Origin of the sequence: Perlucidibaca piscinae DSM 21586 (assembly GCF_000420045.1) — a bacterium.
Classification (GTDB): Bacteria; Pseudomonadota; Gammaproteobacteria; order Pseudomonadales; family Moraxellaceae; genus Perlucidibaca; species Perlucidibaca piscinae.
This window is the reverse complement of record NZ_ATUE01000006.1, coordinates 417464-439848: the sequence shown is the minus strand read 5'-3', so window position 1 is coordinate 439848 and position 22385 is coordinate 417464. Positions and strand designations below refer to the sequence as shown.

At 66.2% G+C, this 22385-nt stretch carries 20 protein-coding genes and 1 pseudogene; 15 read left to right on the top strand and 6 right to left on the bottom strand.

Translation table 11 applies throughout. The features are described 5' to 3' along the window. Positions 1-15 precede the first annotated feature (15 nt). From zipA to F595_RS0106150, 3 genes are read left to right on the top strand one after another with little or no spacing between them, the layout of a single operon-like run. Positions 16-912, top strand: coding sequence for a cell division protein ZipA (gene zipA / locus F595_RS14170; protein ID WP_022956000.1), 897 nt, complete (start codon positions 16-18; stop codon positions 910-912). Beyond that, on the top strand, positions 912-2945 hold the full coding sequence (gene ligA / locus F595_RS13065) for an NAD-dependent DNA ligase LigA (RefSeq protein ID WP_022955999.1): 2034 nt from the start codon (positions 912-914) through the stop codon (positions 2943-2945). Before zipA ends, ligA begins: the two co-directional genes overlap by 1 nt. Next, entirely contained in the window at positions 2942-3529 is a 588-nt protein-coding gene (locus F595_RS0106150) for a transglycosylase SLT domain-containing protein (protein WP_022955998.1), read from the top strand. The genes ligA and F595_RS0106150 overlap by 4 nt, the downstream gene beginning before the upstream one ends. On the opposite strand, the gene mnmC is transcribed toward F595_RS0106150, so the two are convergent. Genes mnmC through F595_RS13060 form a run of 3 tightly spaced genes read right to left on the bottom strand, consistent with a single transcriptional unit; the run spans position 3520 to position 5647 of the window. Further along, entirely contained in the window at positions 3520-4734 is a 1215-nt protein-coding gene (gene mnmC, locus F595_RS0106145; RefSeq protein WP_022955997.1) for an FAD-dependent 5-carboxymethylaminomethyl-2-thiouridine(34) oxidoreductase MnmC, read from the bottom strand. The genes F595_RS0106150 and mnmC overlap by 10 nt on opposite strands. Before the next feature lie 5 nt (positions 4735-4739). Further along, complete coding sequence (locus F595_RS0106140; RefSeq protein WP_022955996.1) at positions 4740-5039, bottom strand: YciI family protein; 300 nt, start codon at positions 5037-5039, stop codon at positions 4740-4742. Between the two features lie 23 nt (positions 5040-5062). Beyond that, complete coding sequence (locus F595_RS13060) at positions 5063-5647, bottom strand: inner membrane-spanning protein YciB (RefSeq protein ID WP_022955995.1); 585 nt, start codon at positions 5645-5647, stop codon at positions 5063-5065. On the opposite strand from F595_RS13060, the gene F595_RS0106130 reads away from it, so the two are divergent. The 7 genes and pseudogenes from F595_RS0106130 to F595_RS0106100 all read left to right on the top strand — a co-directional run bounded on the left by F595_RS0106130 (position 5646) and on the right by F595_RS0106100 (position 11587). Further along, positions 5646-6644, top strand: coding sequence for a PHP domain-containing protein (locus F595_RS0106130; RefSeq protein WP_211213142.1), 999 nt, complete (start codon positions 5646-5648; stop codon positions 6642-6644). The genes F595_RS13060 and F595_RS0106130 overlap by 2 nt on opposite strands. After that, entirely contained in the window at positions 6641-7261 is a 621-nt protein-coding gene (locus F595_RS0106125) for an L-threonylcarbamoyladenylate synthase (protein WP_022955993.1), read from the top strand. The genes F595_RS0106130 and F595_RS0106125 overlap by 4 nt, the downstream gene beginning before the upstream one ends. A gap of 130 nt (positions 7262-7391) precedes the next feature. Beyond that, positions 7392-8609 (top strand): tryptophan--tRNA ligase, encoded by a 1218-nt coding sequence (locus tag F595_RS0106120; protein WP_026913292.1) that lies wholly within the window; start codon positions 7392-7394, stop codon positions 8607-8609. 49 nt (positions 8610-8658) lie between these two features. Then, entirely contained in the window at positions 8659-9588 is a 930-nt protein-coding gene (locus F595_RS13055) for a segregation and condensation protein A (protein ID WP_022955991.1), read from the top strand. Continuing rightward, positions 9578-10105: pseudogene (gene scpB / locus F595_RS13050) on the top strand (SMC-Scp complex subunit ScpB); the annotation flags it as partial. The gene F595_RS13055 and the pseudogene scpB, both read left to right, overlap by 11 nt. Positions 10106-10134: 29 nt before the next feature. After that, complete coding sequence (rluB, locus tag F595_RS13045; protein ID WP_022955989.1) at positions 10135-11145, top strand: 23S rRNA pseudouridine(2605) synthase RluB; 1011 nt, start codon at positions 10135-10137, stop codon at positions 11143-11145. 4 nt (positions 11146-11149) lie between these two features. Beyond that, entirely contained in the window at positions 11150-11587 is a 438-nt protein-coding gene (locus F595_RS0106100) for a DUF2721 domain-containing protein (protein WP_022955988.1), read from the top strand. Between the two features lie 12 nt (positions 11588-11599). Here the strand turns inward: F595_RS0106100 and F595_RS0106095 are convergent, their stop codons facing one another. The 3 genes from F595_RS0106095 to ubiG are packed head-to-tail and all read right to left on the bottom strand — an operon-like array spanning position 11600 to position 13791. Then, on the bottom strand, positions 11600-12358 hold the full coding sequence (locus F595_RS0106095) for a YciK family oxidoreductase (protein ID WP_022955987.1): 759 nt from the start codon (positions 12356-12358) through the stop codon (positions 11600-11602). A 39-nt stretch (positions 12359-12397) separates the two neighbouring features. Then, positions 12398-13072: an HAD family hydrolase gene (locus F595_RS0106090; protein WP_022955986.1), complete on the bottom strand. Its 675-nt coding sequence runs from the start codon at positions 13070-13072 to the stop codon at positions 12398-12400. Further along, entirely contained in the window at positions 13069-13791 is a 723-nt protein-coding gene (gene ubiG / locus F595_RS0106085; protein ID WP_022955985.1) for a bifunctional 2-polyprenyl-6-hydroxyphenol methylase/3-demethylubiquinol 3-O-methyltransferase UbiG, read from the bottom strand. Before ubiG ends, F595_RS0106090 begins: the two co-directional genes overlap by 4 nt. A gap of 180 nt (positions 13792-13971) precedes the next feature. Here ubiG and gyrA point away from each other — a divergent pair, with 180 nt between their 5' ends. Genes gyrA through F595_RS0106060 form a run of 5 tightly spaced genes read left to right on the top strand, consistent with a single transcriptional unit; the run spans position 13972 to position 22383 of the window. Beyond that, the gene (gyrA, locus tag F595_RS0106080) at positions 13972-16755 is read left to right on the top strand and encodes a DNA gyrase subunit A (protein WP_022955984.1); all 2784 of its coding nucleotides are present in this window, start codon (positions 13972-13974) and stop codon (positions 16753-16755) included. Next, a complete protein-coding gene (serC, locus tag F595_RS0106075) occupies positions 16752-17834 on the top strand; it encodes a 3-phosphoserine/phosphohydroxythreonine transaminase (protein ID WP_022955983.1) in 1083 nt (360 codons plus the stop codon). Before gyrA ends, serC begins: the two co-directional genes overlap by 4 nt. Positions 17835-17873: 39 nt before the next feature. Continuing rightward, entirely contained in the window at positions 17874-18971 is a 1098-nt protein-coding gene (pheA, locus tag F595_RS0106070) for a prephenate dehydratase (protein ID WP_026913289.1), read from the top strand. Then, positions 18968-20125 carry a histidinol-phosphate transaminase gene (gene hisC, locus F595_RS0106065; RefSeq protein WP_022955981.1) on the top strand — a complete coding sequence of 386 codons (1158 nt, stop codon included), beginning with the start codon at positions 18968-18970 and terminating at the stop codon, positions 20123-20125. Before pheA ends, hisC begins: the two co-directional genes overlap by 4 nt. Further along, positions 20122-22383: a bifunctional prephenate dehydrogenase/3-phosphoshikimate 1-carboxyvinyltransferase gene (locus tag F595_RS0106060; RefSeq protein ID WP_022955980.1), complete on the top strand. Its 2262-nt coding sequence runs from the start codon at positions 20122-20124 to the stop codon at positions 22381-22383. Before hisC ends, F595_RS0106060 begins: the two co-directional genes overlap by 4 nt. Positions 22384-22385 lie beyond the last annotated feature (2 nt).

Genomic DNA, 22385 nt, shown 5'->3' with positions numbered 1-22385 from the left:
GGGGATGAGCGAGAAATGATTGCGAGCTTGCCGTGGTGGACCTGGGCTCTGGCGATTGTCCTGCTGGTTGCCGTTGGTGCGGGTCTGGTGTTCAGGCGCGGCCAGCGTCTGAAGCTGCGTATCGAGCCGGTACCCCAGGACCGCATCGACAACACGCCGGTGGAGCGAAACGAGATCGTCAGTCCGGTGCGCGTGAAGCCGCGACAGGCGCCGACCGTGCCGCCACGGGATGTGGTTGTCGATGCCCCGGCTCCAGAGCCGTCCGCTGACACGACCGTTCCGGCAGCCCCGTCAGCCGACAACCCGCCGTGTGATGCGCTGCTCGATGCCGTTGCAGCTCAGGTCGCAACGTCCGATGCCGCTGCGGCGACACCGGTCGCCACGGAGATCCCGCCGCAGCCCGTCCGGCCTGCCCGCGAGCAGACCGATCTGTTCGCCGACCAGCCTGAGCCTGAACCGTTGCCGGTGGTGGCTGCCGAGCCGGCTCCGGTCGATTACGTCATCACCCTGCATGTCATGTCGCGACAGAACGGCTTTGCCGGTCAGCAGCTGCTCGAGCGTCTGCTGCAGTACGGTCTGCGCTTTGGCGACATGAACATCTTCCACCGTCACGAGTTTCCCACCGGCCACGGCATGACCCTGTTCAGCATGGCGCAGGCGCTGGAGCCCGGAACTTTCAACATTGACGAACTCAGCCGCTTGCAGGTGCCCGGCGTCAGCTTCTTCATGGCAGTGCCGGGTTACAAGTCGCTGACCGCCTTCGATCTGATGATGGACACGGCGCGGCGACTGGCTGCCGACCTCGATGGCGAGATGCTGGATTCCGGCTCCGCGCTGGTCACGCCCGAACTCATGGCGCAGTGGCGCGATGAGCTTGCGGCCTTTGAACGTCACCGTCTGTCGAGTCACTGATGTCCGATTCTCCCGAGCAACGACTGCAGGTTCTGCGGTCGTTGATTCACCATCACGCCCACCTCTATCACACCCTGGATGCGCCCGAGCTGCCTGATGCCAGCTATGACGCGCTGTTCCGGGAGTTGCTGGCGCTCGAACGCGAACACCCTGAGCTGATCAGCGCCGACTCGCCATCGCAGCGTGTCGGCTCCGCCATCAACACGGCATTCACGCCAGTGCCGCATGTCGTGCCCATGCTGTCGCTGGACAATGTCTTCAACGAGACCGACTGGCTGGATTTCGACCGCCGCGTGCGTGAGCGGCTGGGCTGGGAGCTGGCGGTTGGCGTGCCTTACGCCTGCGAGCCCAAGTTCGACGGCCTCGCCGTGGCCCTGCATTACGAACAGGGTGTGCTGGTGCAGGCGGCGACCCGGGGCGATGGCAGTACCGGCGAAGACATCACCGCCAATGTGCGCACCATTGCCACCGTGCCGTTGCGTCTTGCCGGTCCGGCGGACGCCTGGCCGACCCGTCTGGAAGTGCGTGGCGAGGTGGTGATGCCGCGCGCCGGCTTCGAGGCGCTCAATGCGCGCCAGCTGGCAGCCGGTGACAAGCCGTTTGCCAATCCCCGCAATGCCGCTGCCGGTGCCCTGCGCCAGCTCGACTCGCGCATCACCGCGCAGCGCCCGTTGAGCTTCTATGCCTATGCCATTGCCCGGCTCGAAGGGGCTGAGTGGCCGGCCAGCCACAGCCAGAGCCTGCGCTGGCTGGCCGGGCAGGGTTTCCAGGTCAGCGAGCTGGCCTGCACCGGACCCGGTCCGCATTTCGTGCAGCAGGCCTGGACCCACCTGCTGACGCAACGCGATGCGCTGCCGTTCGACATCGACGGCATGGTGGTCAAGGTCGATGACCGTCGCCAGCAGCTGGAGCTGGGTTTCATCGCGCGCGCGCCGCGCTGGGCGGTGGCCTACAAGTTCCCGGCCCAGGAGGTCAGCACGCGACTCGAGGCCATCGACTGGCAGGTCGGTCGTACCGGGGCCCTGACGCCGGTCGCGCGCCTGACGCCAGTGCCTGTGGGCGGTGTGGTGGTCAGCAATGCCACCTTGCACAACCACGACGAGGTCATGCGTCTCGATCTGCGTGCTGGCGACACCGTGGTCATCCACCGTGCCGGTGACGTGATTCCCAAGGTACTGCGCCGCGTCGATGATGACGGGCATGAGCAGCGCCCCCTGACGGCGCTGCCGGCGCAGTGTCCGGTCTGTGCCTCGGCCGTGATCAAGGAGGAAGAGGCTGCCATCGCGCGCTGCTCCGCCGGTCTCTACTGCCCGGCACAGCGCAAGGAGGCGATACGTCATTTCGCCTCCCGGCGTGCCATGGACATCGAGGGCCTGGGTGAGAAGTGGATAGATCTGCTGGTGGATCAGCTCGGTCTCGAGTCCAGCGCCGGTCTCTATCGGCTGACGCTGGAGCAGCTGCTGACGCTGCCACGCATGGCGGAGAAATCCGCAGGCAACCTGCTGCAGGCCATTGCGCGCAGTCGTGACACCACGCTGCCGCGCTTCCTGTTCGCGCTCGGCATTCCCAATGTCGGCGAGAGCACGGCAGCGGCACTGGCGCGTCAGTTCGGCAATCTGCCGGCGCTGATCGCGGCCGAGGTCGAGCTGCTGGTGCAGACGCCGGACGTCGGCCCCGTGGTGGCGCAGTCGATTCGCGACTTCCTGCAGGAGCAGCACAACCGGCAGGTCATTGCCGAGCTGCAGGCCGCCGGGGTGCACTGGCCCGAGGTCGAGGCACCGCAGCCGCAGGCCCAGCCGCTGCAGGGTCAGACCTGGGTGCTGACCGGCACCCTGGAGTCCATGAGTCGCGACCAGGCCGGTGATCGCCTGCGCGCCCTCGGCGCCAAGGTCAGTGGCAGCGTATCGAAGAAGACGCATGCCGTGGTGGCCGGACCGGGTGCCGGTTCCAAGCTCGACAGCGCGCGCGAACTCGGCATTCCGGTGATGGACGAGGCCGGCCTGCTGGCGCTGCTGCAGGAGCATGAACGATGAAACGTCTTGCCGCCGCCGGTGCGGTGCTGCTGCTGAGCGGGTGCAGCAGCCTGTCGCTGCCGCCACGTCATGCCGATGATGCCTGTCGCGTGCTCGCCCAGCGTCCGCAGTGGCAGCATCCGTTGCTGAGCGCTGAGGCACGCTGGCAGGTCAGCCCCTCCATCATCATGGCCACGGTCTATCACGAGTCCTCGTTCCGGCCCGAGGCGAGACCGAGACGCATCCGCTACCTCGGTTTCATTCCCGGCCCCAGACCGAGCTCCGCCTATGGCTATGCCCAGGCCATCGACGGCACCTGGGACGAGTATCGCCAGCGCGAGGGCAGGGGCTATGCGCGGCGTGACGACTTTGCCGACGCCGTGGACTTCATCGGCTGGTATCACCAGGGCACGCGGCAGAGCATGGGCGCGGCTGCCGACGACATGCGCATGCTGTATCTGACCTACCACGAGGGACGCAACGGCTACCGCGCCGGCAGACATCTGCAGAAGCCCTGGCTGCTGGCCTATACCGACAAGGTGGTGGCGACCGAGGCGCGTTACCGCGAGCAGCTGGCAAGCTGTCTGCTGCCCGCTCAGCCCTGAGCCGGAACCGTCAGTTCACCGCGTCGCCAGGCCTTTTCCAGAAAACGTTCGGGACGCACCTGCGCAATCAGGTCTGCCGGCAGCTCCGGTTCCGCGCCAGCCCATTGCGCGGCAATCAGCTCGGCGCCGAACCAGGCCTGGGTGAAGCCCTTGGCGCCATGGCCGACACTGACGAAGAGCCGGGGGCTGTCGGGATCCGCCGGTGCCCGCAGTCCCTTCTTCGGCTTGCGTTGCAGCAGCCAGTCACGATACCGCGCCAGATCGGGCAGTTCGCCCATCAGCGGCAGGTAATCCGTGGTTTGCCAGCGCACGCTGGTGCGTGACGGTCCGCGTGGACTGTCCGCGAGCGCCCGCGCCACGTCCGGCAGCAGCGCTGCCAGCGTCTGCAGATTGACCCTGTCATCGCTGTCGTCGAGCGCGTCGTCAACGCGACCGGGCTGGAAGGTCGCGCCCAGACACTGCAGCCCCCGCCAGGACGGGCTCAGATAGCCGCCATAGCAGAGCACGGCGCGCTGCGCGCTGGCGCCACTGAAGGTCGTGATCTGTCCGCGCACCGGACTCAGGGGCAGGGTGGCGGTCTGTGGCAAGGCCAGGGCATCGCCGGCGTTGGCAATCACCACCGAGGCAGCCTCGAGTTCGCCCGTGCTGGTGTGTACCTGCCAGCCGGGCGCCATGCCGGCACCCGTGTTGCCGGCGACAGGTCGCAGTCCCAGCACGCGGCAGGCGGTGCGCACCTGGATGCGCGGATGCGCCAGCAACGCGGCCAGCAGGCCGGCGGGATGAAGCAGACCGCCATTCGGCAGCCACCAGCCACCGGTGGACAGCGTCAGCCCGGCATGCGCACCGGCCTCGGCCGCCGTCACCGGCCAGACCTGGGTCTGCCACCAGGGATGCCGGCTGTCCATGTCGACGACCGGCTTGCGCCCGGCCAGCCAGAGCACGCCGCAGCGCAGGAAGTGCGGGCTCAGGCGCGGGTCCTGCAATGTCTTCAGTGCGCGCAGGAAGGCCTGTGACTGCAGGTGTCCGTCCAGATGCTGGGCCGGCACCAGCTTGGGGTAGAGGATGGCGACCGGATTGCCGGATGCGCCGCTGCCGGGCTGCGCGGCGGACTCCAGAACCAGCACGCTGGCGCCACGCTCGGCCAGATGCCAGGCAGTGCTGGCGCCGGCGATGCCGGCACCGACCACGATGACATCAACCGTCATGCCGGTCAGGGCAGGGTCTTGCGGAAGGGCTTGACCACCACGCGGGCATAGACGCCGTGCGTCACGAACGGATCGCTGTCGGCAAACGCGCGGGCGGCGTCGAGGCTGTCGAACTCGGCGACCACCAGGCTGCCGGTGAAGCCGGCAGGACCCGGATCCTCACTGTCGATGGCCGGATGCGGACCGGCCAGCAGCAGGCGTCCTTCGGCCTGCAGTGCCTGCAGGCGTGCCAGATGCGCCGGGCGATGGGCCAGGCGCAGGGGCAGGGTATCAGGGGCGTCTTCGGAAAGAATGGCGTACCACATGGTGTCGGATGCTCGCGTCAGGGTCAGGAATCGTTGCGGGGGTCGTGGCCGGAATCATTGCCGGAGCCGTTGCCGGTGTCAGCGCGCAGGGCACCGATGCGGACGAACCAGACCCCTTGTGCCAGCACGAAGGCAAAGGTCATGGCCAGGCTGCCGAACAGCTTGAAGTCCACCCACCAGGCGGGCAGGAACAGCACCACCCAGGCATTGGCGGCAGCCGATGCCAGGAAGAACACCACCCAGGCCCAGTTCAGACCCTGCCATTGCGCGGCCGACAAGGTCACGGCCTGTCCCATCATGCGTTCGGCCAGCGGGCGCTCGCCGATCCAGCGACTGCCGGCGAAGATCAGGGCGAGCAGGACATAGACGCCGGGTGCCTTCCACTGCAGGTAGCGCTCGTCATGCAGCAGCAGCGTCAGGCTGCCCAGCAGCACGGTCGCGATCACGGTGATCCACTGGCCTGTCTCGAGACGTCGCTCGCGCCACCAGAGCCCGCCGTAGATCAGCACCACGGCGATCATCAGGGCCATGGCCGCCGTCATGATGCCGTGCATCTTGTAGGCCGCGAAAAACACCACCAGCGGCAGGAAGTCCAGCCAGGCTCTCATGAGCAGTCTCCGTGCCGGCCCGCGTCAGCAGTCCGGATCTGTTAAAGTGGGGCATCTTAAAGCAGTCGTGGAGCCGGATGCCATGCCGGAAATTGATCTGCACAGCCACAGTCGCTACTCGGACGGCAGCCTTGCGCCAGCCGATCTGGTGGCGCTGGCTGCGCGCGCCGGCGTCAAGGCCCTGGCATTGACCGATCACGATGCCGTGGCGGGCCTGACCGAGGCCCGAGCCGCCGCAGCCGTGCACGGTCTTTGCCTGATCAACGGCGTCGAGATCTCGGCAGCCTGGAACGGGCACAACATCCATGTGGTCGGTCTGCAGGTTGATCCGGAAAACCCCATTCTGCGTGACGGACTGGCAAGACAGGCCGGTGCGCGCGCGCTGCGCGCCCGCCACATGGCCGACAAGCTGGAGGCACTGGGCATGACCGGTGTTTACGACGGTGTTCTGGCCCTGGCGCAAAGTCCCGACGCCATCAGTCGTACGCATTTCTCGCAGTGGCTGTTTGCGAACGGCCATGTCAGCTCCATCCAGCAGGCCTTTGACCGTTATCTGGGCCCGCGCAAACCGGCCTCGGTGCCAATGCCATGGGCCAGCCTGGAGGATACGGTGAGCTGGATTCGCGCAGCCGGCGGAGTCGCGGTGCTGGCGCATCCCGGCCGCTATCCGCTGACGCGGACCAAGATGCGAGGCCTGATCGCGGCCTTCCGGCAGGCGGGTGGCGAGGCCATCGAGGTTGCCACCGCCACCGAGAAGCCGGACATGGTGCAGTATCTGGGTCGCCTGTCGGTCGAGCTGGGGCTGCTGGCCTCGCAGGGCAGTGACTACCATGGCACCCCGGCACCCTGGATTGCTCTGGGCAACTTTCCGCGTCTGCCGGCAGGATGCACACCGGTGTGGACGGCCTGGGGCTGGCCGGTCGACGGTCTGCCAGCGTGCATGGCGACGGACGTTGCCACCGGGTCTGTCCCGGTGGTGGCAGAGGCCCTGTCATGACCCAGCACTGGCGACTGCATCCGGTCAATCCGCAGCCGCGCGTGCTCAAGCAGGCGGTCGAGCTGATCCAGGGCGGGGCGATCCTGGCCGTGCCCACCGATGCCAGCTACGTGCTGGTTTGCCACATCGGCGACAAGGCCGCCATGGAAAAGCTGAGACGTCTGCGCCAGCTCGACGACAAGCATCACCTGACCCTGCTCTGCCGTGACCTGTCGGAGATCGGCACCTACGCCAAGGTCGACAATCCGGTGTTCCGCCTGCTCAAGGCGCACACACCGGGTGCCTATACCTTCATTCTGCCCGGCACCCGCGATGTGCCGCGCCGCCTGCTGCATCCGAAGAAGCAGAGCATAGGCATACGCGTACCGGATCATCCGGTGGCCCGGGGCCTGCTCGAGCTCCTGCAGGAGCCTCTGCTGTCGACGACGCTGACCCTGCCGGGTGACAGCGATCCGCTCAGCGATCCCGAGGACATCCTGGCGCGTCTGCACAACCAGATCGATGCCGTGCTCGATGCCGGCATCTGCAGCACCCAGGCCACCAGCGTCATTGATTTCAGCGACGGCGTGCCGCAGGTCATGCGCGAAGGCCTCGGCGATGTCAGCGCCTTTGCCTGAGCGTGCCAGCGTCGCGACCGATCCCCCAGCATGAACCGGTCATGGCCAAATTGGCCGCCCGCCGCACTGCAATGACGAAACAGGCAGGCTATACTCACCGGCTGATTGTGGTCTTTGCAGGGGATGGGTGTTGAGTTCAGTCGCTTCGCAGCAACGCGTGTTGTCCGGCATGCGCCCGACCGGGCGTCTTCACCTCGGTCACTACCACGGCGTGCTGAAGAACTGGGTCAAGTTGCAGCATGAATATGACTGCTTCTTCTTTGTCGCCGACTGGCATGCCCTGACCACGCATTACGACGATCCCTCCGCCATCGAGCAGGCCACCATGGACATGCTGGTGGACTGGCTGGCCGCCGGCGTCAATCCGCGCGCCGCGACCCTGTTCGTGCAGTCGGCCATGCCCGAGCACGCCGAGCTGCATCTGCTGCTGTCCATGATGACGCCGCTGGGCTGGCTGGAGCGCGTGCCGACCTACAAGGACCAGCAGGAAAAGCTGCGCGAGAAGGATCTGGCCACCTACGGCTTTCTCGGCTATCCGCTGCTGCAGGCGGCTGACATCCTGCTCTATCGCGCCGGTCTGGTGCCGGTGGGTGCCGACCAGGTCTCGCACGTCGAGCTGACGCGCGAGGTCGCGCGCCGCTTCAATCATCTCTACGGTCGCGAACCCGGCTTCGAGCAGGCCGTCGAGTCCGCCATCACCAAGATGGGCAAGAAGGCGGCCAAGGTCTATGTCGATCTGCGCAAGCGCTACCAGGAGACCGGCGATGTCGAGGCCCTGGGCACGGCGCAGGCCCTGGTGCGTGACCAGCAGAACATCACATTGGGTGACAAGGAGCGTCTGCTCGGCTCCATCGAGGGCTCGGGCAAGATCATCCTGCCGGAGCCGCAGCCGCTGCTGACGCCGGCCTCCAAAATGCCGGGTCTCGACGGCCAGAAGATGTCCAAGTCCTATGGCAACACCATCTCGCTGCGTGAAGCACCGGATGATGTCGATGCCAAGGTGCGCAAGATGCCGACTGATCCGGCGCGCATCCGTCGCAGCGATGCCGGCAATCCCGATGTCTGCCCGGTCTGGCAGCTGCACGAGGTCTATTCCGATGCACAGCGCAAGGAGTGGGTGCAGCAGGGTTGCCGCAGTGCCGGCATCGGTTGCCTCGAGTGCAAGAAGCCGGTGATCGATGCCATCAATGCCGAGCTGGAGCCCATGCGTGCCCGTGGCCGCGAGTTCGAGCAGGCCCCGGACATGCTGCGCAGCGTGCTGGCCGATGGTGCCGAGCGTGCCCGCGAGGTGGCGGGCGCCACCCTGGCCGATGTCCGGCAGGCACTGGGGCTTGCCTACACGCGCTAAGCCCGGTCTAATGCCTTTTACCGCTGCGAAGCGGCAAGCCGAGAACGACATGACCGACACCGTGCCGGAAACCACCGCCACCGCTGCACCGATTGCCGAGGATGCGCCTGCGTCCCTGACGGCGGTGGCACGCGTCAAGGGTGAGCTGGTCACCACGCTGCCGGACGATCTCTACATTCCCCCGGATGCCCTGCAGGTCTTTCTCGACACCTTCGAGGGGCCGCTGGACCTTCTGCTGTACCTGATTCGCGCGCAGAACCTCGATATCCTCGACATCCCGGTGGCGAAGATCACGCACCAGTACCTTGAGTACATCGAGGTCATGCGCGCGCTGAATTTCGACCTCGCCGCCGAATACCTGCTCATGGCCGCCTGGCTGGGCGAGATCAAGTCGCGCCTGCTGCTGCCGCGCCCGAAGGGGCCGGATGGCGTCGAGGAGGTCGATCCGCGCGCCGAGCTGATCCGTCGTCTGCAGGAGTACGAGCGCTTCAAGCGGGCTGCCGAGCAGATCGACGGCTTGCCCTGCGAGGGTCGCGACTTCTTTGTCGCCGCCGCCATGGCGCCGGACTACCGACGTCCCGTCGAGCCGCCGCAGGTCGAATTGCGCGAGCTGCTGCTGGCCCTGCAGGACGTGCTGCGTCGTGCCGATCTCTACGAGTCGCACCAGATCTCCAAGGAGACGCTGTCCATGCGCGAGCGCATGAGCGGCATTCTCGACCGCCTGCGCGGTGGCGGCTTCCACCCGTTTGTCTCGCTGTTCGTGGTCGAGGAGGGACGGCTCGGCGTGGTGGTCTCGTTCATGGCCATCCTGGAGCTGGTCAAGGAAGGGCTGATTGATCTGGTACAGACCGAGTCCTTTGCCGACATCCATGTCCGGGCCCGGATCGGCGATGCCCAAGGTAATGATCTGGATCTCGCTGAACTGAACGACAACGAGCCGGAAGCGTCCGGCAGCGAAGGGGCATTCGATGACGCCTGACGAACTCAAAGCCATTGTCGAAGGCGCGCTGTTTGCGGCCGGCCGTGCGCTCTCCATCGAGCAGCTTCAAGCCTTGTTCGAGGAGGGCAGAGCGCCCGATGCCGGCAGTCTGAAGGCGATTCTCGCGGCACTGGCCGATGACTATGCCGGTCGTGGCGTGCAGCTGCAGCAGGTGGCCTCGGGCTGGCGCTTCCAGGTCCGCAGTGACGTCGGGCCCTGGGTGAGCCGGCTCTGGGAGGAGCGTCCGCAGCGCTATTCGCGAGCCCTGCTGGAGACGCTGGCGCTGATCGCCTACCGCCAGCCCATCACGCGTTCCGAGATCGAGGACATTCGTGGCGTGTCGGTGAGCAGCCAGATCGTCAAGACCCTGCTCGAGCGCGAGTGGATTCGTGTCGCCGGCCACAAGGAAGTACCTGGGCGTCCGGCACTGTTTGCCACCACGCGCAGCTTTCTCGACGACTTCAACCTGCAAAGCCTGGCCGATCTGCCAGCGCTGGCCTCCATTCGCGATCTCGACGAGATCGCCGCTGACCTGGATAGAAAACAATGAGTGAAAAACTGCAGAAGGTCCTCGCCCGTACCGGCCTGGGTTCGCGTCGCCACATGGAACAGGCGATCCTCGACGGCCGCGTCAGCGTCAATGGCAGTGTCGCCAGCCTCGGTGATCGCATCGAGGCGGATGCCGAGTTGCGCCTGGACGGACGCCTGGTGCATTTCACCGTTGAGTCCGAGCTGCGTCGCCGCGTCATTGCCTACTACAAGCCGGAAGGCGAGATCTGCTCGCGTTCCGACCCCGAGGGGCGTCCCACCGTGTTCGACCGTCTGCCGCGTCTCAACGGCGAGCGCTGGGTCATGGTCGGACGCCTCGACATCAACAGTACCGGTCTGCTGCTGTTCACCAATGACGGCGAGTTTGCCAACCGCCTCATGCACCCCTCCAGCGGCATCGAGCGGGAATACGCGGTGCGCGTGATGGGCGTGGTCACGCCCGAGATCCAGCGCACTCTCTGCGAGGGTGTCGAGCTGGAGGACGGTCCGGCCAAGTTCGAGAGCATGTCCGAGCTCGGCGGCGAGGGCTTCAACCGCTGGTGGCAGGTGGTGGTGAAGGAAGGCCGCAACCGCGAAGTGCGTCGGCTGTTCGAGTCGCAGGAGCTCAAGGTCTCGCGACTGCTGCGGACACGCTACGGCACCCAGCAGCTGCCGCGCGAGCTTCGCACCGGGCGCTGGATCGAGCTCGACAAGCCCGACATCGACGCGCTGCTGGGCGCGGTCGAGCTGCGTCCGCGTCGTGGCGGCACCGGCCTGTTCGGGCTGGCCAAGCGCCGCATCGACAAGCAGCGCGAGAACCCGCTCAAGGCACGTCCGGTCGATTCGCGCACGCGTCGCAAGGTGGCGGCTGCCAACACCGATGCGCCGGCGCCACGCTCAGGTCGCATCATCCGGCCCGGCAGCACGTCGACTCCGGCACTGGCGCGTGACAGCCAGCCGGCCAGCCGCAAGGGTGGCTACCTGCGTCAGCAGCGCCGCGACGGTCGTGGCCAGGACGGCGAGGAGTAAGCCTGTGGCCGGCACCATGATCATCGACGTGAGCACCCCGTCCATCCTGTTCCCGGCCATTTCCCTGCTGCTGCTGGCGTTCACCAACCGCTTCCTGGCGCTGGCGTCACTCATCCGCAACCTGCATGACCACTACAAGCGGGCGCCGGATGCGCTGGTGCTGGCGCAGATCGGCAATCTGCGCAATCGTCTGCTGCTGATTCGCGACATGCAGGCCTGCGGCGTATCCAGCCTGGTGGTGTGCATTCTCTGCATCGGGCTGGTGCTGCTGAAGTTCCAGCTCGGCGCCCTGATCGCCTTCGTCATCAGCCTGGTGCTGATGTTCCTTGCGCTGGCGCTGTCACTGCGCGAGATCCTGATTTCGACGCGGGCACTGGAAACCCATCTCGCGGACATCGAGGAGCTCGATGTCCGCGACCAGGCCTGGCACAAGCATCTGTGAGGGCTGGCCGGCTCAGCTGGCGGCCTTGGGGGGCTGGGCGTCGAAGGACTGCCCGGTGATGCCCTGGCTGTCCGGGCCGAGCAGATACAGGTAAAGCGGCATCAGGGCTTCCGGGCGGGTGACGCCGTCCGGGTTCTCGCCGGGGTAGGCGCTGGCGCGCATGTTGGTTCGTGTCGCGCCCGGATTGATGGCGTTGACACGGATGCTGGAGACGTTGGCGAGCTCGTCGGCCAGCATCTGCACCATGCCCTCGATGCCGCACTTGGAGATCGCGTAGGCGCCCCAGAACGCACGGGCACGGCGACCGACGCTGCTGGTGGTCATCACCACGCTGGCATCGGGCGACTGCTTGAGCAGGGGCAGCAGCGCCTGGGTTAGCACGAAGGGCGCGCGCAGATTGACCTTCATGACGAAGTCCCAGGTATCCGGGTCGTACATTTCCAGCGGCGTGATGTCGCCCAGCACGGCGGCATTGTGCAGCACGCCGTCGAGACGGCCGAAGGTGGTTTCCACGACCTCGGCCAGCTGGCGGCACTCGTGCTCGCCCGCCATGCTCAAGTCCAGGGTCAGGATGGCCGGTGTCGGATGGCCGGCGGCAACGATCTCGTCATAGACGGCGTCCAGCTTTTCCAGCACGCGGCCGAGCAGGATCACGGTAGCGCCATGCGCGGCCAGGGTGAGCGCCGCGACGCGGCCGATGCCGTCACTGGCGCCGGTCACCAGCACCACGCGGTCTTTCATCAGGTCAGAAGCGGCTTCATAGCTTTGCATCGTGTGTCTCGCAGCAGTATCCGTAAGAGAAAGAAGCGCTCAGGCCAGGCGCTCGGCCAGCCAGCGGGCAAAGTCATCGACGCGCTCGCAGAGCACGTCGGCCTGCCAGTCCGCCGGCGAGTCGCCGTCCTGCACATAGCCCCAGCCCACGGCCACGGTCTGCATGCCGGCATCTCGGCCGGCGATGATGTCGCGCACGTGATCACCGACATAGATGCAGCGTGCGGCATCGACGCCGGCCAGCTCGGCAGCCTTGAACAGCGGCTCCGGGTCGGGCTTGGTGCGCGTCACGTGGTCCGGACAGACGGTGGCAGCCGAGCGGCTGTCCAGCGCCAGCGCCTGCATCAGGGGCAGGGTGTAGCGGCTGTGCTTGTTGGTCACCACGCCCCAGGCGATGCCCTGTGCCTCGAGGCTTGCAAGCACGTCATCAAGGCCGGGAAACAGGCGTGAATGGTCGGCCAGGTGCTGCTCGTAGGCGCTCAGGAAGTCCTCGCGCAGCTGTTCCAGCGCCGGATCATCACTGGCGAGGTGCGGAAAGCCGGCGCTGATGACGGCGCGCGCGCCCTCGGACACCACCGCACGGATGATGTCGTAAGGCAGGGCAGGCAGCGACTCGCGTTCACGCAGGCGGTTGATCACGGCATGAAAGTCGGGCGCGGTGTCGACCAGGGTGCCGTCGAGATCGAAGAAGACGGCGTGCGGCAGGCTGCTCACGATGCCTGCTCCGGCGACAGCGGACGCGACGTCGCCATCATGTAGTTGACGTCGACATTGGCCGCCAGCCAGTAGCGTCCGGTCAGCGGATTGAAGTGCAGGCCGGTCATGTCGCCGAGATCCAGTCCGGCGTCGCGTATCCAGCGTCCAAGCTCGGCCGGACGGATGAATTTCTGGTAGTCGTGGGTGCCGCGCGGCAGCATGCGCAGCACGTACTCGGCGCCAACGATGGCGAACAGCCAGGACTTGGGGTTGCGGTTGAGCGTCGAGAAGAACACCGTGCCACCGGGCTTGACCAGGCGCTGGCAGGACGCGACCACGGCGGCCGGGTCGGGCACGTGCTCAAGCATTTCCATGCAGGTGACGACGTCGAAGCTGGCCGGCTGCTCCTCGGCCAGCGCCTCCACGGTGACCTGGCGATAGCTGACGTTGCCGACGCCGTGCTGGCTGGCATGCAGGGTGGCCACGGCCAGCGGCGCCTCGCCCATGTCTATGCCCAGCACCTCGGCGGCGCCGCGGCGCGCCATGCTTTCGGACAGGATGCCGCCGCCGCAGCCGACGTCGAGCACACGCTTGCCGGAGAGACTTGCACGCTCGTCTATCCAGTCCAGGCGCAGCGGATTGATGTCATGCAGCGGCTTGAACTCGGACTGGCGATCCCACCATTTTTCCGCCAGCGCCTCGAACTTGGCGATCTCGGCCCGGTCGACATTGAGCATTTCTTGCACAGCTGCGATCTCCTGGTCTGGATGCGCCGGCAGCCGCGATGGCGGTGGCTCGGCGAAGTGCGCGAAGTATAGCCGCATTACAGGGTTTGCGCGGTTCTGCAGGCTGCTGACGATGGTCAGCTGTGATACAATCGCCGGCTTTGACGACGGCCCAGAAGAAGAGAAAACCGCATGTCCGACGTTGCCAAGGAAATTCTTCCAGTCAATATCGAAGACGAGCTGAGACAGTCCTACCTCGACTACGCCATGAGCGTGATTGTCGGGCGCGCGCTGCCGGACGTCCGTGACGGCCTGAAGCCGGTGCACCGCCGCGTGCTCTACGCCATGCACGAGCTTGGCAACGACTGGAACAAGGCCTACAAGAAGTCCGCCCGTGTCGTCGGTGACGTCATCGGCAAGTACCACCCGCACGGTGACACGGCGGTGTACGACACCATCGTGCGCATGGCGCAGCCGTTCTCGCTGCGCTACCTGCTGGTCGACGGCCAGGGCAACTTCGGCTCGGTGGATGGCGACAACGCCGCCGCCATGCGTTACACCGAAGTGCGCATGACCCGTCTCGCGCATGACCTGCTTGCTGATCTCGACAAGGAAACCACCGACTGGGTGCCGAACTACGACGGCACCGAGATGATTCCGGCGGTGATGCCTACGCGCGTGCCCAACCTGCTGGTCAACGGTTCCAGCGGCATCGCGGTGGGCATGGCCACCAACATTCCGCCGCACAACATGAGCGAAGTCATCAACGCCGTGCTGGCGCTGATCGACAACCCGGACATCGACATCGACGGCCTGATGCAGCACGTCACCGGTCCCGATTTCCCGACGGCGGGCATCATCAACGGTCGTGCCGGCATCGTCGAGGCCTACCGCACCGGCCGTGGCCGCATCTACCTGCGTGCCCGTCATCACATCGAGACCGATGCCCGTACCAATCGCCAGAGCATCATCTTCACCGAGATTCCCTACCAGCTGAACAAGGCGCGCGTGATCGAGAAGATCGCCGAGCTGGTCAAGGAAAAGAAGCTGGAAGGCATCTCCGAGCTGCGTGACGAGTCCGACAAGGACGGCATGCGCATCGTCATCGAGCTCAAGCGCGGTGAAATGGCCGAGGTGGTGGTCAACAACCTGTTTGCCCAGACCCAGCTCCAGAGCGTGTTCGGCATCAACATGGTGGCCATCGACGAAGGCCAGCCCAAGGTGCTGAATCTCAAGCAGATTCTTGAGGCTTTCGTGCGCCATCGCCGGGAAGTGGTGACGCGCCGTACCGTGTTCGAGCTGCGCAAGGCGCGCGAGCGGGGCCACATTCTCGAAGGCCTGGCGGTTGCGCTGGCCAACATCGATCCGGTCATCGAGCTGATCAAGAAGTCGCCCAGCCCGGCCGAGGCACGCGAGCGCCTGATGACCGAGACCTGGCTGCCCGGCGCCGTGGAGGGCATGCTCGAGCGTGCCGGTGACCAGCATGCCAGCCGTCCGGAAGGCCTGTCGCTGGTCTACGGCCTCAACAACGGCCGCTACAAGCTGTCGCCGGAACAGGCCCAGGCCATCCTCGACCTGCGCCTCAACCGTCTTACCGGGCTGGAGCAGGACAAGCTGGTCGCCGAGTACGGCGAGATCCTCGACCGCATTCGCGCCCTGATGCTTATCCTCGCCGATCCCGAGCGCCTGCTCGACGTGATCCGCGAAGAGCTGCGCGAGATGCTCTCGACCTATGGCGACAAGCGTCGTACCGAGATCATTGCCTCGCGCCTCGACCTCACGCTGGAAGACCTGATCAGCGAAGAGGACGTGGTGCTGACCATTTCCCACAGCGGCTACGCCAAGATCCAGCCGATCACCGACTACCGCGCCCAGCGCCGTGGCGGCCGCGGCAAGTCGGCGACCGCGATGAAGGACGAGGACTACATCGAGCATCTGCTGGTCGCCAGCACCCACGACACCGTGCTGTGCTTCACCAGCGCCGGCAAGGTCTACTGGCTCAAGGTCTACGAGCTGCCGCAGGCAGGTCGCGGCTCCAAGGGCAAGCCCATCGTCAACGTGCTGCCGCTGGGCGAGGGCGAGCGCGTCACCGCGTTGCTGCCGATTGACCTGGCCGCCTATCACCCGGAGCAGGCCGACCAGGACGTGGCCGATGACGAGGAGCTTGACGACATCGTCGGCGAGGCGGTCGAGATCGAGGACGGCGACAGTGGCGAGCAGGACGACGCCGATGATCTGGCGCTGACCGGTCTCGACGAGCCCACGGGCGCCTACATCTTCATGGCAACCGCCTCCGGCACCGTGAAGAAGACACCGCTGGCCCAGTTCAGCCGTCCGCGCAGCAACGGTCTGATCGCCTTGCGCTTGGACGAGGGCGACACCCTGATCGCCGCTGCCGTCACCAACGGCGCCTGCGAAGTCATGCTGTTCTCCGATGGCGGCAAGGTCATCCGCTTCAAGGAAAAGCACGTGCGCACCATGGGCCGTACCGCCCGCGGCGTGCGCGGCATGCGACTGCCGGCCGGCCAGCAGCTGATCTCCATGATCATTCCGGTCTCGGGCGCGCAGATCCTCACCGCGTCGCGCAACGGCTTCGGCAAGCGCACCGGCCTCGCCGAGTTCCCGCGCCGTGGCCGTGGCGGTCAGGGCGTGATCGCGATGCAGGCCTCCGAGCGCAATGGCGAGCTGATCGGTGCCGTCCAGGTAGCCGACAGCGATGAGCTGATGCTGATCTCGGATCAGGGCACGCTGGTACGCACCCGCGTCGGCGAGGTCTCGTCCTCGGGCCGCAATACCCAGGGCGTGACGCTGATCAAGCTCGGCAAGGACGAACATCTGGTCGGTCTGGTCCGTCTCGACGAAGTCGAGGAAGACATTCTCGAGGATGCCGTGACGGTCGCCGATGACTCCGTGGTTGCCGATGCGGCAGCCGCCCCCTCACACGACACTGATACTGATACTCCGGTGCAAGCATGACGCGAGCTTTCAATTTCTGCGCAGGTCCGGCCGCTCTGCCGGAAGCCGTTCTGCAACAGGCACAGGCCGACCTCGTCGACTGGCAGGGGCGTGGCTGCTCCGTGATGGAGATGAGCCATCGCGGCAAGGACTTCGTCGCCATCGCCGAACAGGCCGAGCAGGACCTGCGTGACCTGCTGGCCATCCCGGCCAACTACAAGGTGCTGTTCCTGCAGGGGGGCGCCTCGCTGCAGTTTGCCCAGATCCCGATGAACCTGCTGCGTGGAAAGGCCTCGGCCGACTACGTCTGCACCGGCGTGTGGTCGGAGAAGGCCATCGAGGAAGCGCGCAAGTTCGGCGGCGTCAATGTCGTCGCCACCGATGTCGCGAACAATTTCACCCGCGTGCCGTCCTTCGACAGCTGGCAGCTGGACCCGCATGCCGCCTACCTGCACTACACGCCCAACGAGACCATTCACGGCGTCGAGTTCGACTTCATTCCATCCGTGGGTGATGTGCCCCTGGTGGCTGACTTCTCCTCCAGCATTCTCTCGGAGCCGCTGGATGTCTCGAAGTTCGGCCTGATCTATGCCGGCGCGCAGAAGAACATCGGCCCGGCCGGCATCGTCGTGGTCATCGTGCGTGACGACCTGCTCGGCCAGGTGCTGCCGGGCACGCCGACGCTGCTGGACTATGCCGTGGCGGCCAGGAACGGCTCCATGTACAACACGCCGCCGACCTATTCCTGGTACCTGTCCGGCCTGGTGTTCCAGTGGCTGAAGCAGCAGGGCGGTCTTGCCGCCATGGCCGAGACCAATGCCCGCAAGGCGCGCAAGCTCTATGCCGCGATTGATGACAATCCGTTCTATGCCAACCCGGTGGCCGTGCCCAATCGCTCGCGCATGAACGTGCCGTTCACGCTGGCTGATGCCCGTCTCGACAAGACCTTCCTGGCCGAGGCCGAGCAGCTGCGTCTGCTCAATCTGGCCGGTCACCGCTCGGTGGGCGGCATGCGCGCCAGTCTGTACAACGCCGTGCCGGAAGCTGCCGTCGATGCCCTGATCGCGTTCATGGCCGACTTCTCTCGCCGTCACGGCTGAGTCGGCCAGTCCGTCATCCCTGCATGTCGAGTGATGCCCATGAGTGAATCGCTGCCCAGCCTGGAGTCCCTGCGTCAGGAGATTGACCGCATTGACAGCAGCATCCAGGACCTGATCAATGCCCGCGCCCGCTGTGCCCAGCAGGTTGCCGAGGTCAAGCGTGTCAGCCAGCCTGATGCCACCGTGTTCTACCGTCCGGAGCGCGAGGCCCAGGTGCTGCAGAAGGTGATGGCGCGCAACACCGGCCCCCTGCATGCCGAGGAGATGGCGCGCCTGTTCCGCGAGATCATGTCGGCCTGCCTGGCGCTGGAGCAGCCGCTGAGCATCGCCTTTCTGGGCCCCAACGGCACCTTCACGCAGACGGCGGCGCTCAAGCACTTCGGCCATTCGGTGAAAACCGTGCCGCTGAACACCATCGACGAGGTCTTCCGCGAGGTGACGGCCGGTGCCGTCAGCTATGGCGTGGTGCCGGTGGAGAACACCACCGAGGGCATCGTCACGCATACCGCGGACTCGTTCCTGACCAGCACGGTCAGGATCATCGGCGAGGTCGAGCTGCGCATCCATCACCACCTGCTGATCAGCGAAGGCACCCAGGTCGCCAGCATCTCGCGCATCTATGCCCACCAGCAGGCGCTGGCGCAGTGCCGGCAGTGGCTGGATGCGCATTTCCCCAAGGCCGAGCGTGTCGCGGTGTCGAGCAATGCCGAAGCGGCGCGTCGCATCAAGGGCGAATGGCACTCGGCGGCGATTGCCGGCGAGACCGCTGCCGAGATCTACGGTCTGCAGAAGCGTCACGAATGCATCGAGGACAACCCCAACAACACCACGCGTTTCCTGATCCTCGGCAACGAGGGCGTGGCGCCGTCCGGGGATGACAAGACCTCGATCGTGGTGGCGCTGCCGCACAACGAGGCGGGCGCCCTGCATCACATTCTCGAACCGTTCGCACGCCGCGGCATCAACCTGACCCGCATCGAGAGCCGGCCAAGCAAGACCGATCTCTGGACCTACGTCTTCTTCATCGATTTCGAGGGTCACCGCGATGATCCGCTGGTGCAGGACGTCATGGCCGAGCTCAGCCCGCGCATGCGCGACGTGAAGTGGCTGGGTTCCTACCCCAGGGCCGTGCTGTGAGCGGATCGGATCACGATTTCCTGTCCCGGGCGCGTCCCGGCGTGCAGAAGCTTTCACCGTACCAGCCCGGCAAGCCGGTCGAGGAGCTGCAGCGAGAGCTCGGCCTCAGCCGTGTGGTCAAGCTGGCCAGCAACGAGAATCCGCTGGGCCCGTCGCCCAGGGCCCTGGCAGCGGTGCAGCAGGCGCTGCTCAACCCGCTGGAGCTGGCGCGCTATCCGGACGGCAACGGCTATGTGCTGAAATCCGCCATCGAGCGCCGTTTCGGCTGGGCCATGGATCGCATCACGCTGGGCAACGGCTCCAACGACGTGCTTGAGCTGGTTGCGCGTGCCTTCCTGGGCGAGGGCGATGATGCCGTGTTCAGCCAGCATGCCTTTGCCGTCTACCCGCTGGCCGTGCAGGCCGTGGGCGCGCGCGGCATCGAGGTGCCGGCACGTGATTTCGGCCATGATCTCGAGGCCATGGCCGCCGCCATCACGCCTGCCACCAAGGTCGTGTTCGTGGCCAACCCCAACAATCCCACCGGCACCTGGTTCGAGGCCGATGACTTCCGTCGCTTCATGGCGCGCGTGCCGTCACACGTCATCGTGGTGCTCGATGAGGCCTACGGCGAGTTTGTCGACGATGCGGCGGCGCTGAACGGCTTCGACCTGCTTGATGAGCATGCCAACCTCGTGGTCTCGCGCACCTTTGCCAAGGCCTATGGACTGGCAGCCCTGCGCGTCGGCTATGCGGTATCCAGTCCGGCCGTCTGCAACCTGCTCAACCGCGTGCGTCAGCCGTTCAACGTCAACAGCCTGGCCCTGGTCGCCGCCGCCGCCGCGCTGGAGGATGACGCCTTCGTGCAGCGCAGCCGCGCGCTCAATGCCGCCGGCCGCGAGCAATTGCTGACAGCCCTGGCTGACATGGGTCTGCAGGCCATGCCGTCACGTGGCAACTTTCTCTGTGTCGACATGGGTCGCCCGGCCATGGCGCTGTTCCAGGCCCTGCTGCAGGAGGGCGTGATCGTGCGTCCGGTGGCCAACTACGGTCTGCCGCAGCATCTGCGCATCTCCATCGGCCTGGCTGAGGAGAACGCGTTTGCCATTTCCGCGCTGCAGCGCGTGCTGGCCCGTGCCGATGCCGCGGAGTCGCCAGCAGGAGCGGGCGCATGAGCCGCTGGCCGTTGCGCCAGGTCGCGTTCGTCGGCTTCGGACTGATCGGCTCCAGCCTGGCGCGCTGCCTGCGCGAGAAGCAGCTGGTCGAGCGCATCACGGCATCCAGCCGCAGTGCGGCCACCTTGCGCACGGCCAAGCAGCTCGGACTCATCGACATCGGCTACAGCGACGCCGCCGATGCGGTCCGCGGCGCGGATCTGGTGATCCTGGCCATGCCGGTCAATGCCACCGAGCAGGTCCTGCGCAGCATACGGCCGGCGGTGACGGCGCAGACGGTGATCACCGATGTCGGCAGCACCAAGGGCAATGTCGTGGCGGCTGCCGAGCGGGTCTGGGGCAGGGTGCCTGCCGGATTCGTGCCCGGCCACCCGATTGCCGGCTCCGAACAGAGTGGCGTGCTTGCCGGCCGCTCCAGCCTGTTTGCCAACCACAAGGTCATCCTGACGCCGCTGCCGGATACCGATCCGCGCGCGCTGGCCCTGGTCGAGTCGCTGTGGCGCCATGCCGATGCCGATGTGCTGACCATGGATGTCGCCCGGCACGATGCCGTGCTCGCGCGCACCAGCCATCTGCCGCATCTGCTGGCGTTCTCGCTGGTCGACACGCTGGCACGCGAATCCCAAAATCTCGACATTTTCCGGTATGCTGCCGGCGGTTTTCGCGACTTCACCCGCATCGCCGCCAGCGACCCGCTGATGTGGCATGACATCTTCCTCGCCAACCGCGAGGCCGTGCTGCAGGCATTGGGCACCTTCGAGGCAGGCACACAGACCCTGCGTCGCGCCATCGAGCAGGGCGACAGTGAGACCCTGCTGGGCATCTTCACCCGTGCGCGTGCCGCACGAGAACATTTCACCCACATGTTGGCCGGTACGGCCTATGCCAAGTCCATGACCTCATCCAATGAACTGATCTTCACCGTCCAGCCTGGCGGCCGTCTGTCCGGCCGTGCCCGCGTGCCCGGTGACAAATCCATTTCGCACCGCTCCATCATGCTCGGTTCGCTGGCCAACGGCGTCACCGAGGTCAGCGGCTTTCTCGAAGGCGAGGATGCGCTTGCCACCCTGCAGGCCTTTCGTGACATGGGCGTGGTCATCGAAGGTCCCGACCGTGGCCGCGTGCGTGTGCACGGCGTCGGCCTGCGCGGCCTGAAGGCCCCGCCCGGCGCGCTCTATGTCGGCAACTCCGGCACCACCATGCGTCTGCTTTCCGGCATTCTCTCGGCGCAGCCGTTCGATACCGTGATGACGGGGGATGCCTCCCTCAACAAGCGTCCCATGGAGCGCATCGCCAAGCCGCTGCGCCTGATGGGCGCGGAAATCCAGACCACGGGCGAGCGCGGCACGCCGCCGGTCAGCGTGCTGGGGTCGGTGACCGCCTCGCGCGGCGGACTCAAGGGCATTCATTACGACCTGCCCATCGCCAGTGCCCAGGTCAAGTCCGGCGTCCTGCTTGCCGGTCTCTGGGCCGAGGGCAGCACCTCGGTGACCGAGCCGGCGCCGACCCGTGATCATACCGAACGCATGCTGCGCGGCTTCGGCTACGACGTGCAGGTCGATGGTGCCACCGTCACCATCCAGGGCGGTGGCGAGCTAACCGCGACCAGCATCGACGTGCCTGCCGACATTTCCTCGGCGGCCTTCTTCATGGTGGCGGCGTCCATCGCGGAAGATGCCGACCTGACCCTGGAGCATGTCGGCATCAACCCGACACGCATTGGCGTCATCAACATCCTGCGCGCCATGGGCGGCGACCTCACGGTGATGAACGAACGCGAGATCGGCGGCGAGCCGGTGGCCGACATCCGCATCCGCAGCGCTCGCCTCAAGGGCATCCGCATCCCCGAGGACCAGGTGCCCCTGGCCATCGACGAATTCCCGGCCCTGTTCATTGCCGCCGCCTGCGCGCAAGGCACCACGGTGCTGACCGGCGCCGAGGAGCTGCGCGTCAAGGAATCCGATCGCATCCAGGTCATGGCCGACGGCCTGCACACCCTGGGCATTGCCGCCACCCCCACGCCGGATGGCATCATCATCGAGGGTGGCCAGCTCGGGCAGGGTGAGGTGATCAGCCACGGCGATCATCGCATCGCCATGTCGTTTTCCATTGCAGGCCTGCGTGCTGCCGGCCCCATCGTGATCCGTGATTGCGCCAATGTGGCCACCAGCTTTCCGGACTTCATCGGCCTTGCCAGTCGCTGCGGCCTGAGAATCCAGGCCAGCGAACGCTCGGCCTCGCAACAGACGGACGCGTGAAC

What these genes read in the sequence shown, in the direction of transcription:
- F595_RS13055 (WP_022955991.1), top strand. Translation starts at nt 8,659, where the DNA reads ATGACCGACACCGTGCCGGAAACCACCGCCACCGCTGCACCGATTGCC.
- pheA (WP_026913289.1), top strand. Translation starts at nt 17,874, where the DNA reads ATGAGTGAATCGCTGCCCAGCCTGGAGTCCCTGCGTCAGGAGATTGAC.
- ligA (WP_022955999.1), top strand. Translation starts at nt 912, where the DNA reads ATGTCCGATTCTCCCGAGCAACGACTGCAGGTTCTGCGGTCGTTGATT.
- gyrA (WP_022955984.1), top strand. Translation starts at nt 13,972, where the DNA reads ATGTCCGACGTTGCCAAGGAAATTCTTCCAGTCAATATCGAAGACGAG.
- F595_RS13060 (WP_022955995.1), bottom strand. Translation starts at nt 5,647, where the DNA reads ATGAGAGCCTGGCTGGACTTCCTGCCGCTGGTGGTGTTTTTCGCGGCC.
- rluB (WP_022955989.1), top strand. Translation starts at nt 10,135, where the DNA reads ATGAGTGAAAAACTGCAGAAGGTCCTCGCCCGTACCGGCCTGGGTTCG.
- F595_RS0106095 (WP_022955987.1), bottom strand. Translation starts at nt 12,358, where the DNA reads ATGCAAAGCTATGAAGCCGCTTCTGACCTGATGAAAGACCGCGTGGTG.
- mnmC (WP_022955997.1), bottom strand. Translation starts at nt 4,734, where the DNA reads ATGACGGTTGATGTCATCGTGGTCGGTGCCGGCATCGCCGGCGCCAGC.
- zipA (WP_022956000.1), top strand. Translation starts at nt 16, where the DNA reads ATGATTGCGAGCTTGCCGTGGTGGACCTGGGCTCTGGCGATTGTCCTG.
- ubiG (WP_022955985.1), bottom strand. Translation starts at nt 13,791, where the DNA reads ATGCTCAATGTCGACCGGGCCGAGATCGCCAAGTTCGAGGCGCTGGCG.
- F595_RS0106060 (WP_022955980.1), top strand. Translation starts at nt 20,122, where the DNA reads ATGAGCCGCTGGCCGTTGCGCCAGGTCGCGTTCGTCGGCTTCGGACTG.
- F595_RS0106150 (WP_022955998.1), top strand. Translation starts at nt 2,942, where the DNA reads ATGAAACGTCTTGCCGCCGCCGGTGCGGTGCTGCTGCTGAGCGGGTGC.
- F595_RS0106130 (WP_211213142.1), top strand. Translation starts at nt 5,646, where the DNA reads ATGAGCAGTCTCCGTGCCGGCCCGCGTCAGCAGTCCGGATCTGTTAAA.
- F595_RS0106125 (WP_022955993.1), top strand. Translation starts at nt 6,641, where the DNA reads ATGACCCAGCACTGGCGACTGCATCCGGTCAATCCGCAGCCGCGCGTG.
- F595_RS0106140 (WP_022955996.1), bottom strand. Translation starts at nt 5,039, where the DNA reads ATGTGGTACGCCATTCTTTCCGAAGACGCCCCTGATACCCTGCCCCTG.
- serC (WP_022955983.1), top strand. Translation starts at nt 16,752, where the DNA reads ATGACGCGAGCTTTCAATTTCTGCGCAGGTCCGGCCGCTCTGCCGGAA.